This window comes from Rhodovulum strictum (assembly GCF_009649175.1).
GTDB lineage: Bacteria > Pseudomonadota > Alphaproteobacteria > Rhodobacterales > Rhodobacteraceae > Rhodovulum > Rhodovulum strictum.
The window spans coordinates 1-12083 of record NZ_WJPO01000048.1 but is presented as its reverse complement, the minus strand read 5'-3'; the positions used below and the strand labels follow the sequence as shown (position 1 = coordinate 12083).

The window sequence follows — 12083 nt, the reverse complement described above, 5'->3', positions numbered from 1 at the left end:
GACGGCTGCGGGGTCGAACTGATCAATCCCTGGACTGCCGCATGAACGCTGTCGAGATCGATCAGGCCATCTCCGAACTGGCCGAGCAACCCTTCGACCGGCGGGAGTTCCCGTTCCAGTGCCTCGCCGGTTTCGGCAACAAGGACACGACGCTGAAGCGTCTGCGCACTGGCGTGTCAAACAAGTCCGACATGCCGGGCCCTTGGGGCGGTGTCTTGCAGACCAACAACATCCACATCGCCACCTGCGACACGGGCCAGGTCCCGTCCACCCTGAGGGCATGAGCCGGGCCGACAGGGTAACGCATCGGCAAGACGGGCAACGCGGTTACCGGTCCGGTTCGTCTGCCAAGGCGGGCGATCGGCCTGACCTGGCGGCGCGATACGCGGCGCGCCAATTCCGATCCGAAAGCCCCGCCATGAGCCTTGCGGCCAGGTCGATCCTGATGACCCGATCCTCGATGCGCCCGCCGATCTCTCCGGCGCACGCACGAACGAGCACCACAAGTTCCGCCGTGCAGGTGATGCCCGCCCAGAACCGCATTTCGCGGTCCAGGTCGTCGAGCGGCGGGCAGGGCGCACCGTGGAACATTGCCTCCAATGCCTGCAGCATGATGATCCCGGCATAGTCCGGGTCGCAGGCCTCTATGGCGTCGATCAATCGCTCCGCACCGGCAAGACGGTCCCGCGCCTCATCGAACATGATCGAACTCCGTGATCGGCTCGATCGCGATCTCCGCCGCGTCGGGGACCTGGTCGGTGAACCAGATCGTCACCTGCTTGCCGGTCAGGCTCCAGCGATAGGTAATCGCCAGGATTTCCTCGCCCTCCCGGGTCCGCCACACCACCTTCCCGACCGGAATGCCCACGTTCCGTTTCCGCATCGTCTTCATCCTCGCACGTTGTCCCGCCACCAGCGGCCCATCCGCCCGTGGCTGAAGGCCGTTCCTGTCCTGTCGACTGGAAAGCCCCGTGCTTTCCGGACGGCAGAGCAGGGAGGGGCGAAGCCCGCCCTGCGGCCGGCGGGCGGGACGAGACAGGGGGCCGAAGGCGGAGCAAATGGGAGGGCACCCGCGGCTTCGCCGTGGGAGGAACCGATTTGCGCAGCCGGAGGCTGACGCCCTGCGGGCGGCACCACAGCCCCTGTTCGACCCGCCCGCCGGATGGCAGGCGGATCAGGGATTGAAAAAGGCGACGGGGAGGGGCCGAGCGGGCAAGCCCGTCGAGGCCGCGCGCCGACAATCGGCACCGTTGAGCCGCGCCTGCGGCGCGGCTCTCATCAGCATGGATTGCGGGTGGCTCTCAGCGTCATCTGTCGAAGCCGGGGCCTGCGGATGCCGCGCGGCAAACAAGATGAGAATCCGCGGGTTGCAACGCGGTCAGAACAGGCCGTAGAGGTCGCGCCGCCCGTGCACGGCGCGAACGATCTCGATGTCGTCGCCGACCATCCGATAGAGCAGCAGGTAGAAACCGCTCACCAGATAGCGCAGCCCGGGGCGGATATCGTCCCGGGCCGGACCCATCTGAGGATTCCGGGCAAGGTGGGCGGCTGCCTCGTCCAGCCTGTCGAGGACGCGGTCGGCTGCTGACGGATCGTTGCAGGCGATGTGTTGCCAGATTTCGATCAGATCTTCGCGGGCCGCCTGCGTGAAGAACACTTGCGGCATGAAGGGTCAGGAGAGGCTGCGGCGGCTGCGGGCCTCGCGCTTGATGTCGGCCATGGTCGTGCCGGGTTCGGCGCGTCCGCTGGCAAGGCCTGCGTCCCAGAGTTCTCCGACAACGCGCCGTGCCCGCCACTCGCGCAGGGCCTCGCGGACCACTTCGCTCGACGAGGCATAGGCGCCGCTGCCCACCGCCTCCTGCAGGAGTGCGGCGTGCTCGTCGGTGATGGAAATGCTGATCTTGCCTGCCATGTCCGATCCTCCTGCCGCAAAGGTAGGAAAAATTCGTACCCCTTGCAACAGTCCCAAAAAGGATCCCACCCATGAAGAACTGTGTCCAGCCCGGCAACACCATCACCCTGACCGCGCCCTTCGTCGTCAATCGGCACCCTTGAGCCGCGCCTGCGGCGCGGCTCTCATCAGCATGGATCGCCGGTGGCTGTCAGCGTCATCTTTCGAAACCCGGGGCCTGCGGAAGCGCACCGATCGCCACGCCCGGTCTCGCCGCGCTCGGCGGCGGCCGAGGCGAGCGCCCGACAGACGGTGCTCTTGCCCGAGCCACCCTTGCGGTTTGCCATCAGGACCACCCGGATTCCGTTCATCGTGACCGCTTTCATCGGCGCTGCCCCCTGCTGTCGTTTTCCGGAGAAGACAGGGCAGGAGAGGCGGAGCTGCAATCCGGTCTCGATCATCGGAAATCTGCTTTCGGCCGTCGATCATCGGCAATGGGAATGTCGCCTTCCGTGATCGGCGCTCGGCCCTCGGAGCACGATCCTCGGATGTCGCGCATCGCCCTTCGGCGTTCCGGAATGCGCCCTCTGCCCACGGGCCTTGGCCCTCGGGCGTCCCATCCTGGCGGGCCGCTCCGGGTCTTCGGCCGCATCCGCCCTCTGCCCGGCCGACCTTCGGACCCCGACGCCGCCCTGGGTGCGGCCGAGCCAGAGGTGTCGCATGTCCCCGGGGGACTCATGCGCCGGTTGTGATGGGACCGTAGGGAGAAGGGAAGAAGATTGGCAGGAAATGCAGCATGTCTACACCGAGCGCCGGAGCGGTTTTCCCTTGCCCCCGAGGAGCTTGCCCATGGCCCGCCGGCTGAGCCCGCCCACGCGCGGGCAGGCCCTCCGGGCGCTGAAGGCAGGCGGCGCAGCCCTGGCCGAGGCGCCCGGTGCGGGGAAGGGAAAGCGGGACAGCCGCATCCGGCGCGATGCGGCGACCACGACCGCGGGCCAGGTGGTGATCTGCCGGCTCTCGCCCGAGGTGATCGGCGTGTTCGACGTGCTCTGCACGCAGATGGGGTAGCCTCGCGCTCCGACGGGCTGAGATCGATCATCCGGATGAGCGGCGGGTTTCTCGAGTTCAGCCGGGCCGACAGCGACGCGCTGGAGGGCCTGCACCGGGAGCTGCACCGGATCGGGGTGGACGTGAACCAGGTGGCCCATGCGGCAAACCGCGGCCGGGTCGACCTGGTCCGTGGGCATTGGGAGGCGCTGACCGAGCTGCGCCGGGCGCTGCCGAGGGTGTGCATGCTGCTCTTGCAGATCATCCACGAACGGCGGCGGCGCGGCGTCGAGCTGTTCCGCACGCAGGTGGCGGCGACCGGGACGGAGGGGGCAGATGGCTGAGCGGCGCGGTGTCGCCGGGACGGTGCTCGAGGAGCTCGAGATCGCGAAGCCCGAGGCCGGGCGGCTGCGCGGCGGCGCGGTACCCGGCCGGCGCGGACGGAAGGTCGCGCGCGGGCTGAGCCCGCAGGCGGCGGCGGCCCGGGCGCATGAGCTCTGGCGGGTGGCGCAGGGGTCGCGCGCGGCGGTGCTGAAGAAGATCGCCCGGGGCGGGGCCCATACCGCGAGGGAGCTGGGCCGGCAGGTCGACTATCTCTTCTCGAAGTCGGAGGGGATCTTCGGCAACATGGTCGAGCATGATCCCGAGGCGCGCTCGCTCTCGCCCGATGAACGCAAGGCCCTGATCGCCGACTGGTCCGACGGCTGGGCCGGGGCCGCGAAGAACGGCCATACCACGCATCTGCTGATGTCCTTCCCGGCCGATGTGCGCCCCGACACGGCGCGGACCATCGCCGAGCTCTGGGCCTTCGAGATGTTCCAGTCCGGCGACCACCAGGACGAGGAATGGGCCTATGTGGCCGCGCTCCACACCGACCGGGCGCATCCGCATGTCCATATCGTGCTCAACAACCGCGGGCTGATGAGCGGGGCGTGGTTCTTCATGGCCCGGGACCACGTCTTCAACTTCCAGATGATGAAGCAGCGCATGGTGGCGATCGCGGCCGAGCAGGGGGTGTTTCTCGATGCGTCCTCGCGGCTCGACCGGGGCATCCTGACCTATGGCCCCTCGCGTGCCGAGATCGAGCGGGCGCGGGCAGAGGGCCGTGCGCCGGTCGAGAAGCGGCGCGAGGGCCCGGCGCTGGAGGCCGCGCTGGCCGAGGTCGCGCAGAGCGGCGAGACGCTGCGCTTTCTCGCCCGGCTGGCGGCCCTGACCGGCGAGCGGGCGCTGCAGGCCCGCATCGAGGCTGCGGTCGACACGCTGCGCGCGGGCGGTATCCTGCATCCCTTTTCCCGACTTCCCCTTTCCGGAGAGAGCGACATGACCCTGCCCCCGAGAGCGACCGGCTGGTGCGCACCCTGTCCTTGATGGCCGCGATCCATGCCCGCCACGGCACGGTCGCGTTCGAGCGCGAGGAGCATGCCGGTCGCTTCGCCCGCGATCTGCGCACCCGCTATGGCGAGACCATCATCCGGGATCTCGCCGAGGGTCGGGACGACAGGCTCGCCGGCGATTTCCCGGATGCCGACAAGCGGCAGGCCATCGCCCGGGCCGTCATCGCCGCGGCAAAGGAACACGAGAGCCTCGGCCTCTCGCTCCGCGACGTCGAGAAGGCCGAGCGGAAGATGCGCGACCGCGAGCGGGGCGAGGAGCGGGAGCTTTGAGGGGGCCGCGCGCCTGCAATGCGGGGGACCCATCGCCCCGGCCGCGCAGCGCACGCTCCCCGAAGGATCGGCACGATCTGCGGCTGCGCGGCATGGATGACCGCACTGAGAGTCATTGTTGCAAAAATAGTGCTTCCAGGCTATATGGTTTCCAGGTGACGAGGGCCTGATGCCGTGGACCGTTTCGTTCGCAGAGGAGTTCGAGCCGGAGTTCGACGAACTCCCGCAGGAGGTGCAGGACGCAATCCTCGCGCGCGCATTGCTTCTTGAACGCGAGGACCCATCGCTCGGTCGCCCGCATGCCGACACGCTGACCGGCGATCCTGCTTGTCGGCGGGGACAAGTCAGGGGGCAGCGAGAAGCGGTTCTACAGGCAGCTGATCGCCCGGGCCGACGAACGGTTCGACCGCCATCTCGAGAGACGAAAAGGATGACGACCATGGCACGGACTCTTCGGGACAGGATTGCCGATCTCGAACCTGCCCGGCGCGCGCGCGTGGAAGCCGAGGCGGATCGGTTGCACAGCGAATACCTGACCCTGCAGGAGTTGCGGAAAGCCAGGGAGATGACGCAGGTCCAGCTCGCCGAGACGCTGGGCATCCAGCAGGCGACGGTGGCGAAGTACGAGCGGCAGAGCGATCTTCTGTTGTCGACGCTCACGAGTTACGTTCGGGCCATGGGCGGCGACATCAAGCTGATGGTCGAATTCCCCGGCAAGGCGCCTGTCGCCCTCGAAGGGCTCGGAGATACGGGAGAGTCTCGTCGTCGCCGCCGTTCGGCCAGGGAGCAGCGTGAGCCCGACGCCCGCGCCTGATCATCGAACCCTCCCCCATGCTCGTCGCCTGATAGCGACCGCGCTGCAGCAGCCGTGCGAGCGGGATAAGGTTTCGCCAGGCAAGGTTCGTCTGGTCGAGGATCATCTCGCTCCACCGGAACCGCCGAGACGCCATCGAAGACGAGTCCGCGCAGGCGCTGTTGTTTGCCGCCGCTGCGGACGCTGCGGACCAGATGCACTCTCAGGTCTTCATGATCCGGTCTGGTGCGATGCCCTCCGTCGAAGCGAAAGCCGATGCGGCTCGACGCGATCTCCAGCCGGAGCCATTCGTGACGGTTTCGGACGGGGATCATGCGCCTGTAGGCGCGTTCGCAGGGCGCGTGATAGTTTCCGCCGAAGACCGGCCAACGACTGCGTTTCCCGCAAGCTTGAACCAGACCCTTCGCCCGGGTCAGGGCAGCGCGGCGAAATCGGATCTGAGATGGCCCGCGACAAGCGCCCTCAGCCCCTCGGGCGCAAGAACCTCGACCCGGTCGCCCCATTGATAGAGATGCCAGGCCATTTCCAGCCAGCCCGAGGCGTGGAACCGGACGATCAGCGCGCCGTCCGGTTCCTCTGTCATTTCCTGGCGGGGGTGAAAGACGAATTCCCGCGCGACCGCCGCCGCCGATGGCGCAAAGCGCCAGACGGTTTCGCCATATTCCGGCTCGGCATGGTATGATCCGAAGGCGCGGGCAGCGTGGTCGTCCAGATTGAATTCCGGGTCGCGGGTGAACGAGCGGGCCTCCAGCCGGGCAGCGCGCACCCGGTCCAGCCGGAAATGCCGGAACCGCCCGTCGCCGTCCTGTTCCCGCGCGACCAGATAGCGGCGGGTGCCGAGCAGCAGCCCGTAGGGTTCGACAAGCCGTTCGCGCGGGGCGTTGTCGCGCTCGCCCGCATAGGCGATGCACAGCACGCCTGGTATCTTCAGCGCCTCGGCGATGGTGGCCAGGATATGCGGATCGCTGCGCACCTGCGGCCCCGGGCGCGAGGCGAAGCCATTGGCTTCCAGCACCGCCTCGGCATCGGCTTCGGCGCGGCGGGCATGCGGGCCGGGCATGCAGGCCAGAAGCCGGTCGCGCAGCGAGGCCAGCGCCTTGACCTCGTTGGCCGCACCCTCGCGCTCGGCCCGGCGGATCGCCATCTCGATGGCCGCCAGTTCGCTGTCGCGGATCCCGCGCGACAGCATCAGCCGGGCATCCTGGCCGCGCAGCGTCCAGAACTTGCGGCGCTGCTCGTCGGTCTGGGTGGCGACATTGGGAAAGCAGTCCTCCAGCGCCCGGGTCATGCGCTGGGCGGTGCGGCGGTCCACACCGAACTCTTCCTCGATCTCGTGCAGCGCGACGCCCATGTGGCGCGCGGCGGCAAGTTCCGCGAGACGCAGCAGATCGGTGGCCTTGGCAAATGACATGCGCACACCATGACAGGAACTGACACCGGATGACGGTAGTCCTGTTGCTGCGGCCTGTCGATGCGATTCCTCCCTCGCGGTATTGTAGTCAAGTAACGTGTTCCATGACGATGAGGGATGTCGGCAGGTCGCACCCGATGCCGGTTGCCGGATGGCCGGGCGGGTATGGGTCGTTGGAACGGGGGAACGGGATGGGCATTCTTGACTGGCCGGGAAAAAGCGCCGCAGCGCCGGGGCAGGACGAACATCCGGCGGTCCATCACATGCTGGATGTGGCCGCGGTCGCCGAATGCCTGATCGCGCCCTTCGGGTTCGACCGGCCGTTGCAGCAGGCGCTGGTGCTTCTGGTCGCGCTGCATGATCTGGGCAAGATCAGCGAAAGCTTCCGGCGGATGCTGCGCGAGGAGGTGCCGCAGACGCTGCGGCACTGGGAACTGACCGAGATATTGCTGTTCGAGCTGGACCCGCTTCTGGCGGCACGGCTCGGGGGCGATCCCTGGCACCGGCAGACATTGTATGCCGCCGTTGCCGGGCATCACGGGCGGCCGCCAAAGCGCGCCCTGGGCGGGCTTGCCAATGCCGGGCGGCGGCCGCGCGATTACCGCTAGGGGCTGGCGGCGGTCGGCGCGGGGCTGGAGGATGCCCGCAGGACCGTGGCGGCGTTCTGTGCGATGTGGCCGGATGCCTCGCTGCACGGGCTGTCCGATGAGGGGGCGGTTGCCTTGTCCTGGTGGGTGCCGGGGTTCTGCACGGCTGCGGACTGGATCGGGTCGAATACCGACCTGTTCAGGCCACCGGCCGCGTGCCCCGACCTGCCGGATTACCGGGCCGGGGCGCGCGAGGCGGCCCGCGCTGCGGTGGCCGCGGCGGGGCTTGCATCCGGCACGGCGCGGGATGTGCCGCTGTTCGACTTTGCCCTGCGCCCGATGCAGGCGGCATGTGCCGGGGTGCCCCTGACCGATGGCCCGATGCTGGCCGTCATCGAGGACGAGACCGGCGCGGGCAAGACCGAGGCGGCGCTGATCCTGGCGCAGCGCATGCTGCTGGCGGGCAAGGGCCGCGGGCTGTTCTTCGCGCTGCCCACGATGGCCACGGCGGACGCGATGTTCCACCGCGCCGCCGCAACCGTCGGCAGGCTGTTCGACCGCCAGACCACCCTGACGCTGGCGCATGGCCGGGCCGGGCTGTCGGTCGCGTTCCGCGATCTGCTGACCGGCGGGCCGCGCGGCGAAGAGGACGCGACCTGTTCGGACTGGCTGGCCGAAAGCCGCCGCCGCGCCCTGCTGGCCGATATCGGCGTGGGCACCATCGACCAGGCGCTGCTGTCGGTGCTGCCGGTGAAATTCCAGGCGCTGCGCCATTTCGGGCTGTCGTCCAAGATCCTGATCGTGGACGAGGTCCACGAACTGGGCGAGCCCTATATCGGCGCCGAGCTTCAGGCGCTGCTGCGCATGCATCGCGCGGCCGGGGGCTCGGCCATCCTGCTGACGGCGACGCTGCCCATGGCGCAGCGCGCGCGGCTGCTGGAGGTCTATGGCGGGGCATCGGACAGCCCGGCCTATCCGGCCCTGACCGTTGCGGGCGCAGCCTCCGTGATTGAACCGGAACAATGGAGAGAGCCTCGGCGCGGTGCGGTCGCTGTCCGGCGGCTGGCGGAACCGGAGGCGGCCGCCGATCTGCTGGCCGATGCGGCGGGCAAGGGGGCGGCCTGCGTCTGGGTGCGCAACGCCGTGGACGATGCCATTGCCGCGGTCGGGCTGCTGCGCGAGCGCGGCATCGCGGCGCGTCTGCTGCATGCGCGCCTTGCCCTGTGCGACCGCAAGCGGATCGAGGCAGAGGTTCTTGCGCGCGCGGGCAAGGCGGGAACGGGGCGCGCAGGCTTCGTTCTGGTCGGCACGCAGGTTCTGGAATCCTCGCTCGATCTGGATTTCGACGTGATGCTGTCCGATCTGGCGCCGATGGCGGCGTTGATCCAGCGCGCCGGGCGGTTGTGGCGGCACATGGATCTGCGCCCCCCTGCGATGCGCCCGGTTCCGGCGCCGGTGCTGCATGTGCTTTCGCCCGACCCCGCAAAGGTGGCGGACGCGCATTGGCTGCACGGCACGCTTGAGCGCGGCGCCTGGGTCTATCCGGTGGCCGATCAGTGGCGCACGGCGGATGTGCTGTTCCGGGCGGGCCGGATCGAGGCGCCATCGGGCCTGCGCACCCTGATCGAGGCGGTGCATGGCGACGCGGCGGGGCCGGTCCCCGAGCCGCTGCTGGCGGCCGAGATCGCCGCCGAAGGCCAGGGCGCCGCGGCCCGCGGCCACGCGGCGCACAACATCGTCGATCTGGCCGCGGGCTATCGGGCGGGCGGACAGGCCAATGACGACGCCCTCTATCCGACCCGGCTGGGCGAGCCGCAGCGCGTGCTGGTGCTGGCCCGGCACGAGGCCGGCGGGCTGCGGCCCTGGGCGGACGGGGCGGGGCCGGATGCCTGGGCGCTGTCCGAGGTCTCGGCCCGCCTGAAACGGCTGGACGCGCTGCCGCTGCCGGACCAGTCCGCGCCCGCCATCGCAGCCGTCACCCGCGACTGGCCCGACTGGAAGCGCGCCGAGTACCGGCTGTGCCCGGTCGCCGGGGACGGAACGATCTGTGCGGGGTTGCGCTATGATACTGAATGCGGTCTAATATTTATGCCCTCGGCTTAACCGGGGATGACCCTTGTGTGGCGTCTACGTGCAGAACAAGAACCATTGACTCCGGACGCAATCTATAAGGATCGCGCCTGGCTGCGATGTTCCCCGCCCACGCGGGGATGAACCGTTTGACACAGGACAGCACGGCCCTCAATGGCGCTGTTCCGCCACCGTCGAGCTTGGCGATGTGGTCAGCGCGTCCATCAGGTCACCCGGCAGAGCCAGCCGACTCTGCCGGGCATGGCGACGCCAATCCGACAGATGATGGGGCAGGATGTCATGGCGTGCCGCCACATCGACGACCCGCGCGCCCGGCTGAAGGCTTTCGGCGACGATCCGCGCCTTGACCTCATCAGCCCAATGCCGCTTGCCACGCCGCCGCGGCTCGACAACCTCGCACCGCCCCATGAACCCTTCATCACCAGCCGCCATGCAAGACCTCCATCCGCTCGCGCAGACCTTCTCGCGGGCGCGTCACGCGTCAGGAACAAGCAAAATCAATGGGCCCGAACCGCCGCATACGCAACTTGCGGCTCCTCAGCGCGACGAACAGATGCTCTGCGCCGACGTTCACAACGTTTCCATGAAGACAGGGTCCTTCAGGGCACGCTCCAGCGCATCCCGCCCCACTTCGGTGATCTGGTCCACCAAGTGCGCGGTGGGCGTGCCGCCGGTCACCAGATACCTGACGATGTCCGGCAGGTATCGGTGGGTGGGGAGTTTGCCGAGGCGCTGACGTCCCATTGCGCCACCGGTTCAGAGGGTGCGCCCGGACCGGATCTGGCGCGGACAGGGGGAATGAGCACTCGACAAGAAAAGGAACCTTCCGTTAGAACCACGACAAAGAAAGGAATACGCGATATCCTTTCTCAGGCAGCCTGCCAAGGAAAGGATCCTTTTTCAACCATGGCGTTAGCACCGGAGGCATCACGGTTGGGTCAGCGCGTCGCCATCTCGACCGCGGGCGAACGCGCGGAGGCATTCGTGCCTCCCCCGTTGCCGCCAGCCCCGCCAGTGAAGATGGACCGGCTCTACCGTCAACTCGAGCGGGCGAACCGCGCGATCGGCCGGCTCGATGGCGTGACCTCCATCCTGCCCGATACCCCGCTCTTCCTCTACATGTACGTCCGCAAAGAGGCGCTGCTGTCCTCGCAGATCGAGGGCACGCAGTCGTCGCTCTCCGACCTGCTGCTCTTCGAGAGCGAGGAAGCGCCGGGCGTCCCGCTCGACGACGTGCAGGAAGTGTCCAACTACGTCGCCGCCATGAACCATGGCCTCGACAGGATCCGCGAGGGCTTTCCGCTTTCCCTGCGCCTGATCCGGGAGATCCACGCAATCCTTCTTGAGAAGGGGCGCGGAAGCACGAAGCAGCCGGGAGAGTTCCGACGTTCGCAGAACTGGATCGGCGGAACACGACCGGGCAATGCACTCTTTGTCCCGCCACCGCCCGAGCACGTCCTCGACCTCATGTCGGACCTTGAGGCGTTTATCCATTCAGACACGCCGGAGATGCCGACCCTCATCAAGGCCGGGCTGGTCCATGTGCAGTTCGAGACCATTCATCCGTTTCTCGATGGGAACGGCCGTCTCGGCCGCCTGCTGATCACCTTCCTGCTCTGCACGCAGGGCATCCTCAAGGAGCCGATCCTTTATCTCAGCCTCTACTTCAAGACGCATCGCCGCCAGTACTATGACCTTCTGCAGCAGGTCCGCGAGAATGGCGACTGGGAGACGTGGCTGGAGTTCTTCCTCGACGGCATCGCCGAGACGTCTCTGCAGGCATCTGAGGCGGCGCGCGAGATCCTCGCGCTGTTCGAAGCCGATCGGCATCGGATCGAGGATCTCGGGCGCCCGGCCGCATCTGCCCTCCGGGTCCACCAACTGCTTCAGCAGAAGCCGATCATCGGCATTCCCGCAGCGGCGCAGCGGCTGAGCATCTCGCCCCCGACAATTGCGAAATCGATCCAGCATCTGGAGGATCTCGGCGTCGTGCGGGAGGTGACGGGCAAGCAGCGTGGCCGGATGTATGTCTACAGCGACTACTTGAGCATACTCAGCCGGGGAACCGAGCCCTTGCGGTGATGCGGTCCCCTTTTGCCGTTCATAAACCTGGGAAGTCGCGATCTGTGAATGACGAAAGAACATGAATTCAAGACATGGCTTGAGGAAGGCGGAGCTCAAACAGAAGTGGGCCGCAATTGGCGTGCTCAGTAGCTCATCCTGAACAACGCGGTCAGGCGGCTGCGAGGCTGTATCGCTGACACCTCTCCTGCCGGATCATCGCCAGGACGAGGGTGATGGTGGCGGCAAGAAGAGCCCTCAGATGGGCGAGGATCTTGCGGATGTTGGTAAGCGGCCCCCCTGCCTTTCATTTACCCACAAGTGTTCTGCTCTGGTTGGGCTGCAGCCTCGAAACCGATGACGAGGTCGGCGAGGCGGGAGAAGCCTCGCCAGAGGATGATGGTTCCGGGCGGCGCGTTGTGTTTTCGGGCAAGATATCCGCCGAGGCGCTGGGGGCGGGCGAGACGCTGGCGCGCGAGGCGGCGGCGCTGGACCTGACCGATTTCGTGCGGCGCGA

17 protein-coding genes and 1 pseudogene are annotated in these 12083 nt (G+C 67.8%); 10 read left to right on the top strand and 8 right to left on the bottom strand.

Annotation, left to right across the window (positions count from 1 at the left end; all coding sequences use genetic code 11):
* Positions 1-41 precede the first annotated feature (41 nt).
* A pseudogene (locus GH815_RS18055) lies at positions 42-281 on the top strand (hypothetical protein); the annotation flags it as partial.
* Positions 282-327: 46 nt separating this feature from the next.
* Here GH815_RS18055 and GH815_RS18050 read toward each other — a convergent pair.
* From GH815_RS18050 to GH815_RS18030, 5 genes are all read right to left on the bottom strand, one after another.
* Positions 328-702 (bottom strand): hypothetical protein, encoded by a 375-nt coding sequence (locus GH815_RS18050; protein ID WP_153750130.1) that lies wholly within the window; start codon positions 700-702, stop codon positions 328-330.
* Complete coding sequence (locus tag GH815_RS18045; RefSeq protein WP_153750129.1) at positions 692-883, bottom strand: hypothetical protein; 192 nt, start codon at positions 881-883, stop codon at positions 692-694. The genes GH815_RS18050 and GH815_RS18045 overlap by 11 nt, the downstream gene beginning before the upstream one ends.
* Before the next feature lie 495 nt (positions 884-1378).
* Positions 1379-1666, bottom strand: a complete 288-nt coding sequence (locus GH815_RS18040; protein WP_153750128.1) for a type II toxin-antitoxin system RelE/ParE family toxin — start codon at positions 1664-1666, stop codon at positions 1379-1381.
* A 6-nt stretch (positions 1667-1672) separates the two neighbouring features.
* Entirely contained in the window at positions 1673-1912 is a 240-nt protein-coding gene (locus GH815_RS18035; RefSeq protein ID WP_153750127.1) for a ribbon-helix-helix domain-containing protein, read from the bottom strand.
* Between the two features lie 167 nt (positions 1913-2079).
* Positions 2080-2352, bottom strand: coding sequence for a P-loop NTPase family protein (locus GH815_RS18030; RefSeq protein ID WP_153750126.1), 273 nt, complete (start codon positions 2350-2352; stop codon positions 2080-2082).
* A gap of 388 nt (positions 2353-2740) precedes the next feature.
* On the opposite strand from GH815_RS18030, the gene GH815_RS18025 reads away from it, so the two are divergent.
* From GH815_RS18025 to GH815_RS18005, 5 genes are all read left to right on the top strand, one after another.
* Positions 2741-2959, top strand: a complete 219-nt coding sequence (locus GH815_RS18025) for a hypothetical protein (protein WP_153750125.1) — start codon at positions 2741-2743, stop codon at positions 2957-2959.
* A gap of 35 nt (positions 2960-2994) precedes the next feature.
* Positions 2995-3282 (top strand): MobC domain-containing protein, encoded by a 288-nt coding sequence (locus GH815_RS18020; RefSeq protein ID WP_153750124.1) that lies wholly within the window; start codon positions 2995-2997, stop codon positions 3280-3282.
* Positions 3275-4306: a relaxase/mobilization nuclease domain-containing protein gene (locus GH815_RS18015; RefSeq protein WP_153750123.1), complete on the top strand. Its 1032-nt coding sequence runs from the start codon at positions 3275-3277 to the stop codon at positions 4304-4306. Before GH815_RS18020 ends, GH815_RS18015 begins: the two co-directional genes overlap by 8 nt.
* Entirely contained in the window at positions 4306-4602 is a 297-nt protein-coding gene (locus GH815_RS18010; protein ID WP_170290391.1) for a hypothetical protein, read from the top strand. Before GH815_RS18015 ends, GH815_RS18010 begins: the two co-directional genes overlap by 1 nt.
* Before the next feature lie 439 nt (positions 4603-5041).
* The gene (locus GH815_RS18005) at positions 5042-5416 is read left to right on the top strand and encodes a helix-turn-helix domain-containing protein (RefSeq protein ID WP_246176527.1); all 375 of its coding nucleotides are present in this window, start codon (positions 5042-5044) and stop codon (positions 5414-5416) included.
* A gap of 412 nt (positions 5417-5828) precedes the next feature.
* On the opposite strand, the gene GH815_RS18000 is transcribed toward GH815_RS18005, so the two are convergent.
* Positions 5829-6827 carry a helix-turn-helix transcriptional regulator gene (locus GH815_RS18000; protein WP_153750121.1) on the bottom strand — a complete coding sequence of 333 codons (999 nt, stop codon included), beginning with the start codon at positions 6825-6827 and terminating at the stop codon, positions 5829-5831.
* Positions 6828-7018: 191 nt separating this feature from the next.
* Here GH815_RS18000 and GH815_RS17995 point away from each other — a divergent pair, with 191 nt between their 5' ends.
* Positions 7019-7435: a CRISPR-associated endonuclease Cas3'' gene (locus GH815_RS17995; RefSeq protein WP_170290390.1), complete on the top strand. Its 417-nt coding sequence runs from the start codon at positions 7019-7021 to the stop codon at positions 7433-7435.
* Positions 7436-7480: 45 nt separating this feature from the next.
* On the top strand, positions 7481-9517 hold the full coding sequence (gene cas3, locus GH815_RS17990) for a CRISPR-associated helicase Cas3' (protein WP_153750120.1): 2037 nt from the start codon (positions 7481-7483) through the stop codon (positions 9515-9517).
* A 138-nt stretch (positions 9518-9655) separates the two neighbouring features.
* Here the strand turns inward: cas3 and GH815_RS17985 are convergent, their stop codons facing one another.
* Together GH815_RS17985 and GH815_RS17980 are read right to left on the bottom strand one after the other, a co-directional pair.
* Complete coding sequence (locus GH815_RS17985; protein ID WP_153750119.1) at positions 9656-9937, bottom strand: transposase; 282 nt, start codon at positions 9935-9937, stop codon at positions 9656-9658.
* A gap of 138 nt (positions 9938-10075) precedes the next feature.
* On the bottom strand, positions 10076-10249 hold the full coding sequence (locus GH815_RS17980) for a hypothetical protein (protein ID WP_153750118.1): 174 nt from the start codon (positions 10247-10249) through the stop codon (positions 10076-10078).
* 276 nt (positions 10250-10525) lie between these two features.
* Between GH815_RS17980 and GH815_RS17975 the strand changes: the two genes are divergently transcribed.
* Positions 10526-11587: a Fic family protein gene (locus GH815_RS17975; protein ID WP_246176526.1), complete on the top strand. Its 1062-nt coding sequence runs from the start codon at positions 10526-10528 to the stop codon at positions 11585-11587.
* Positions 11588-11901: 314 nt separating this feature from the next.
* On the top strand, positions 11902-12083 hold a 182-nt coding region (locus GH815_RS17970), incomplete at its 3' end, for a hypothetical protein (protein WP_153750116.1).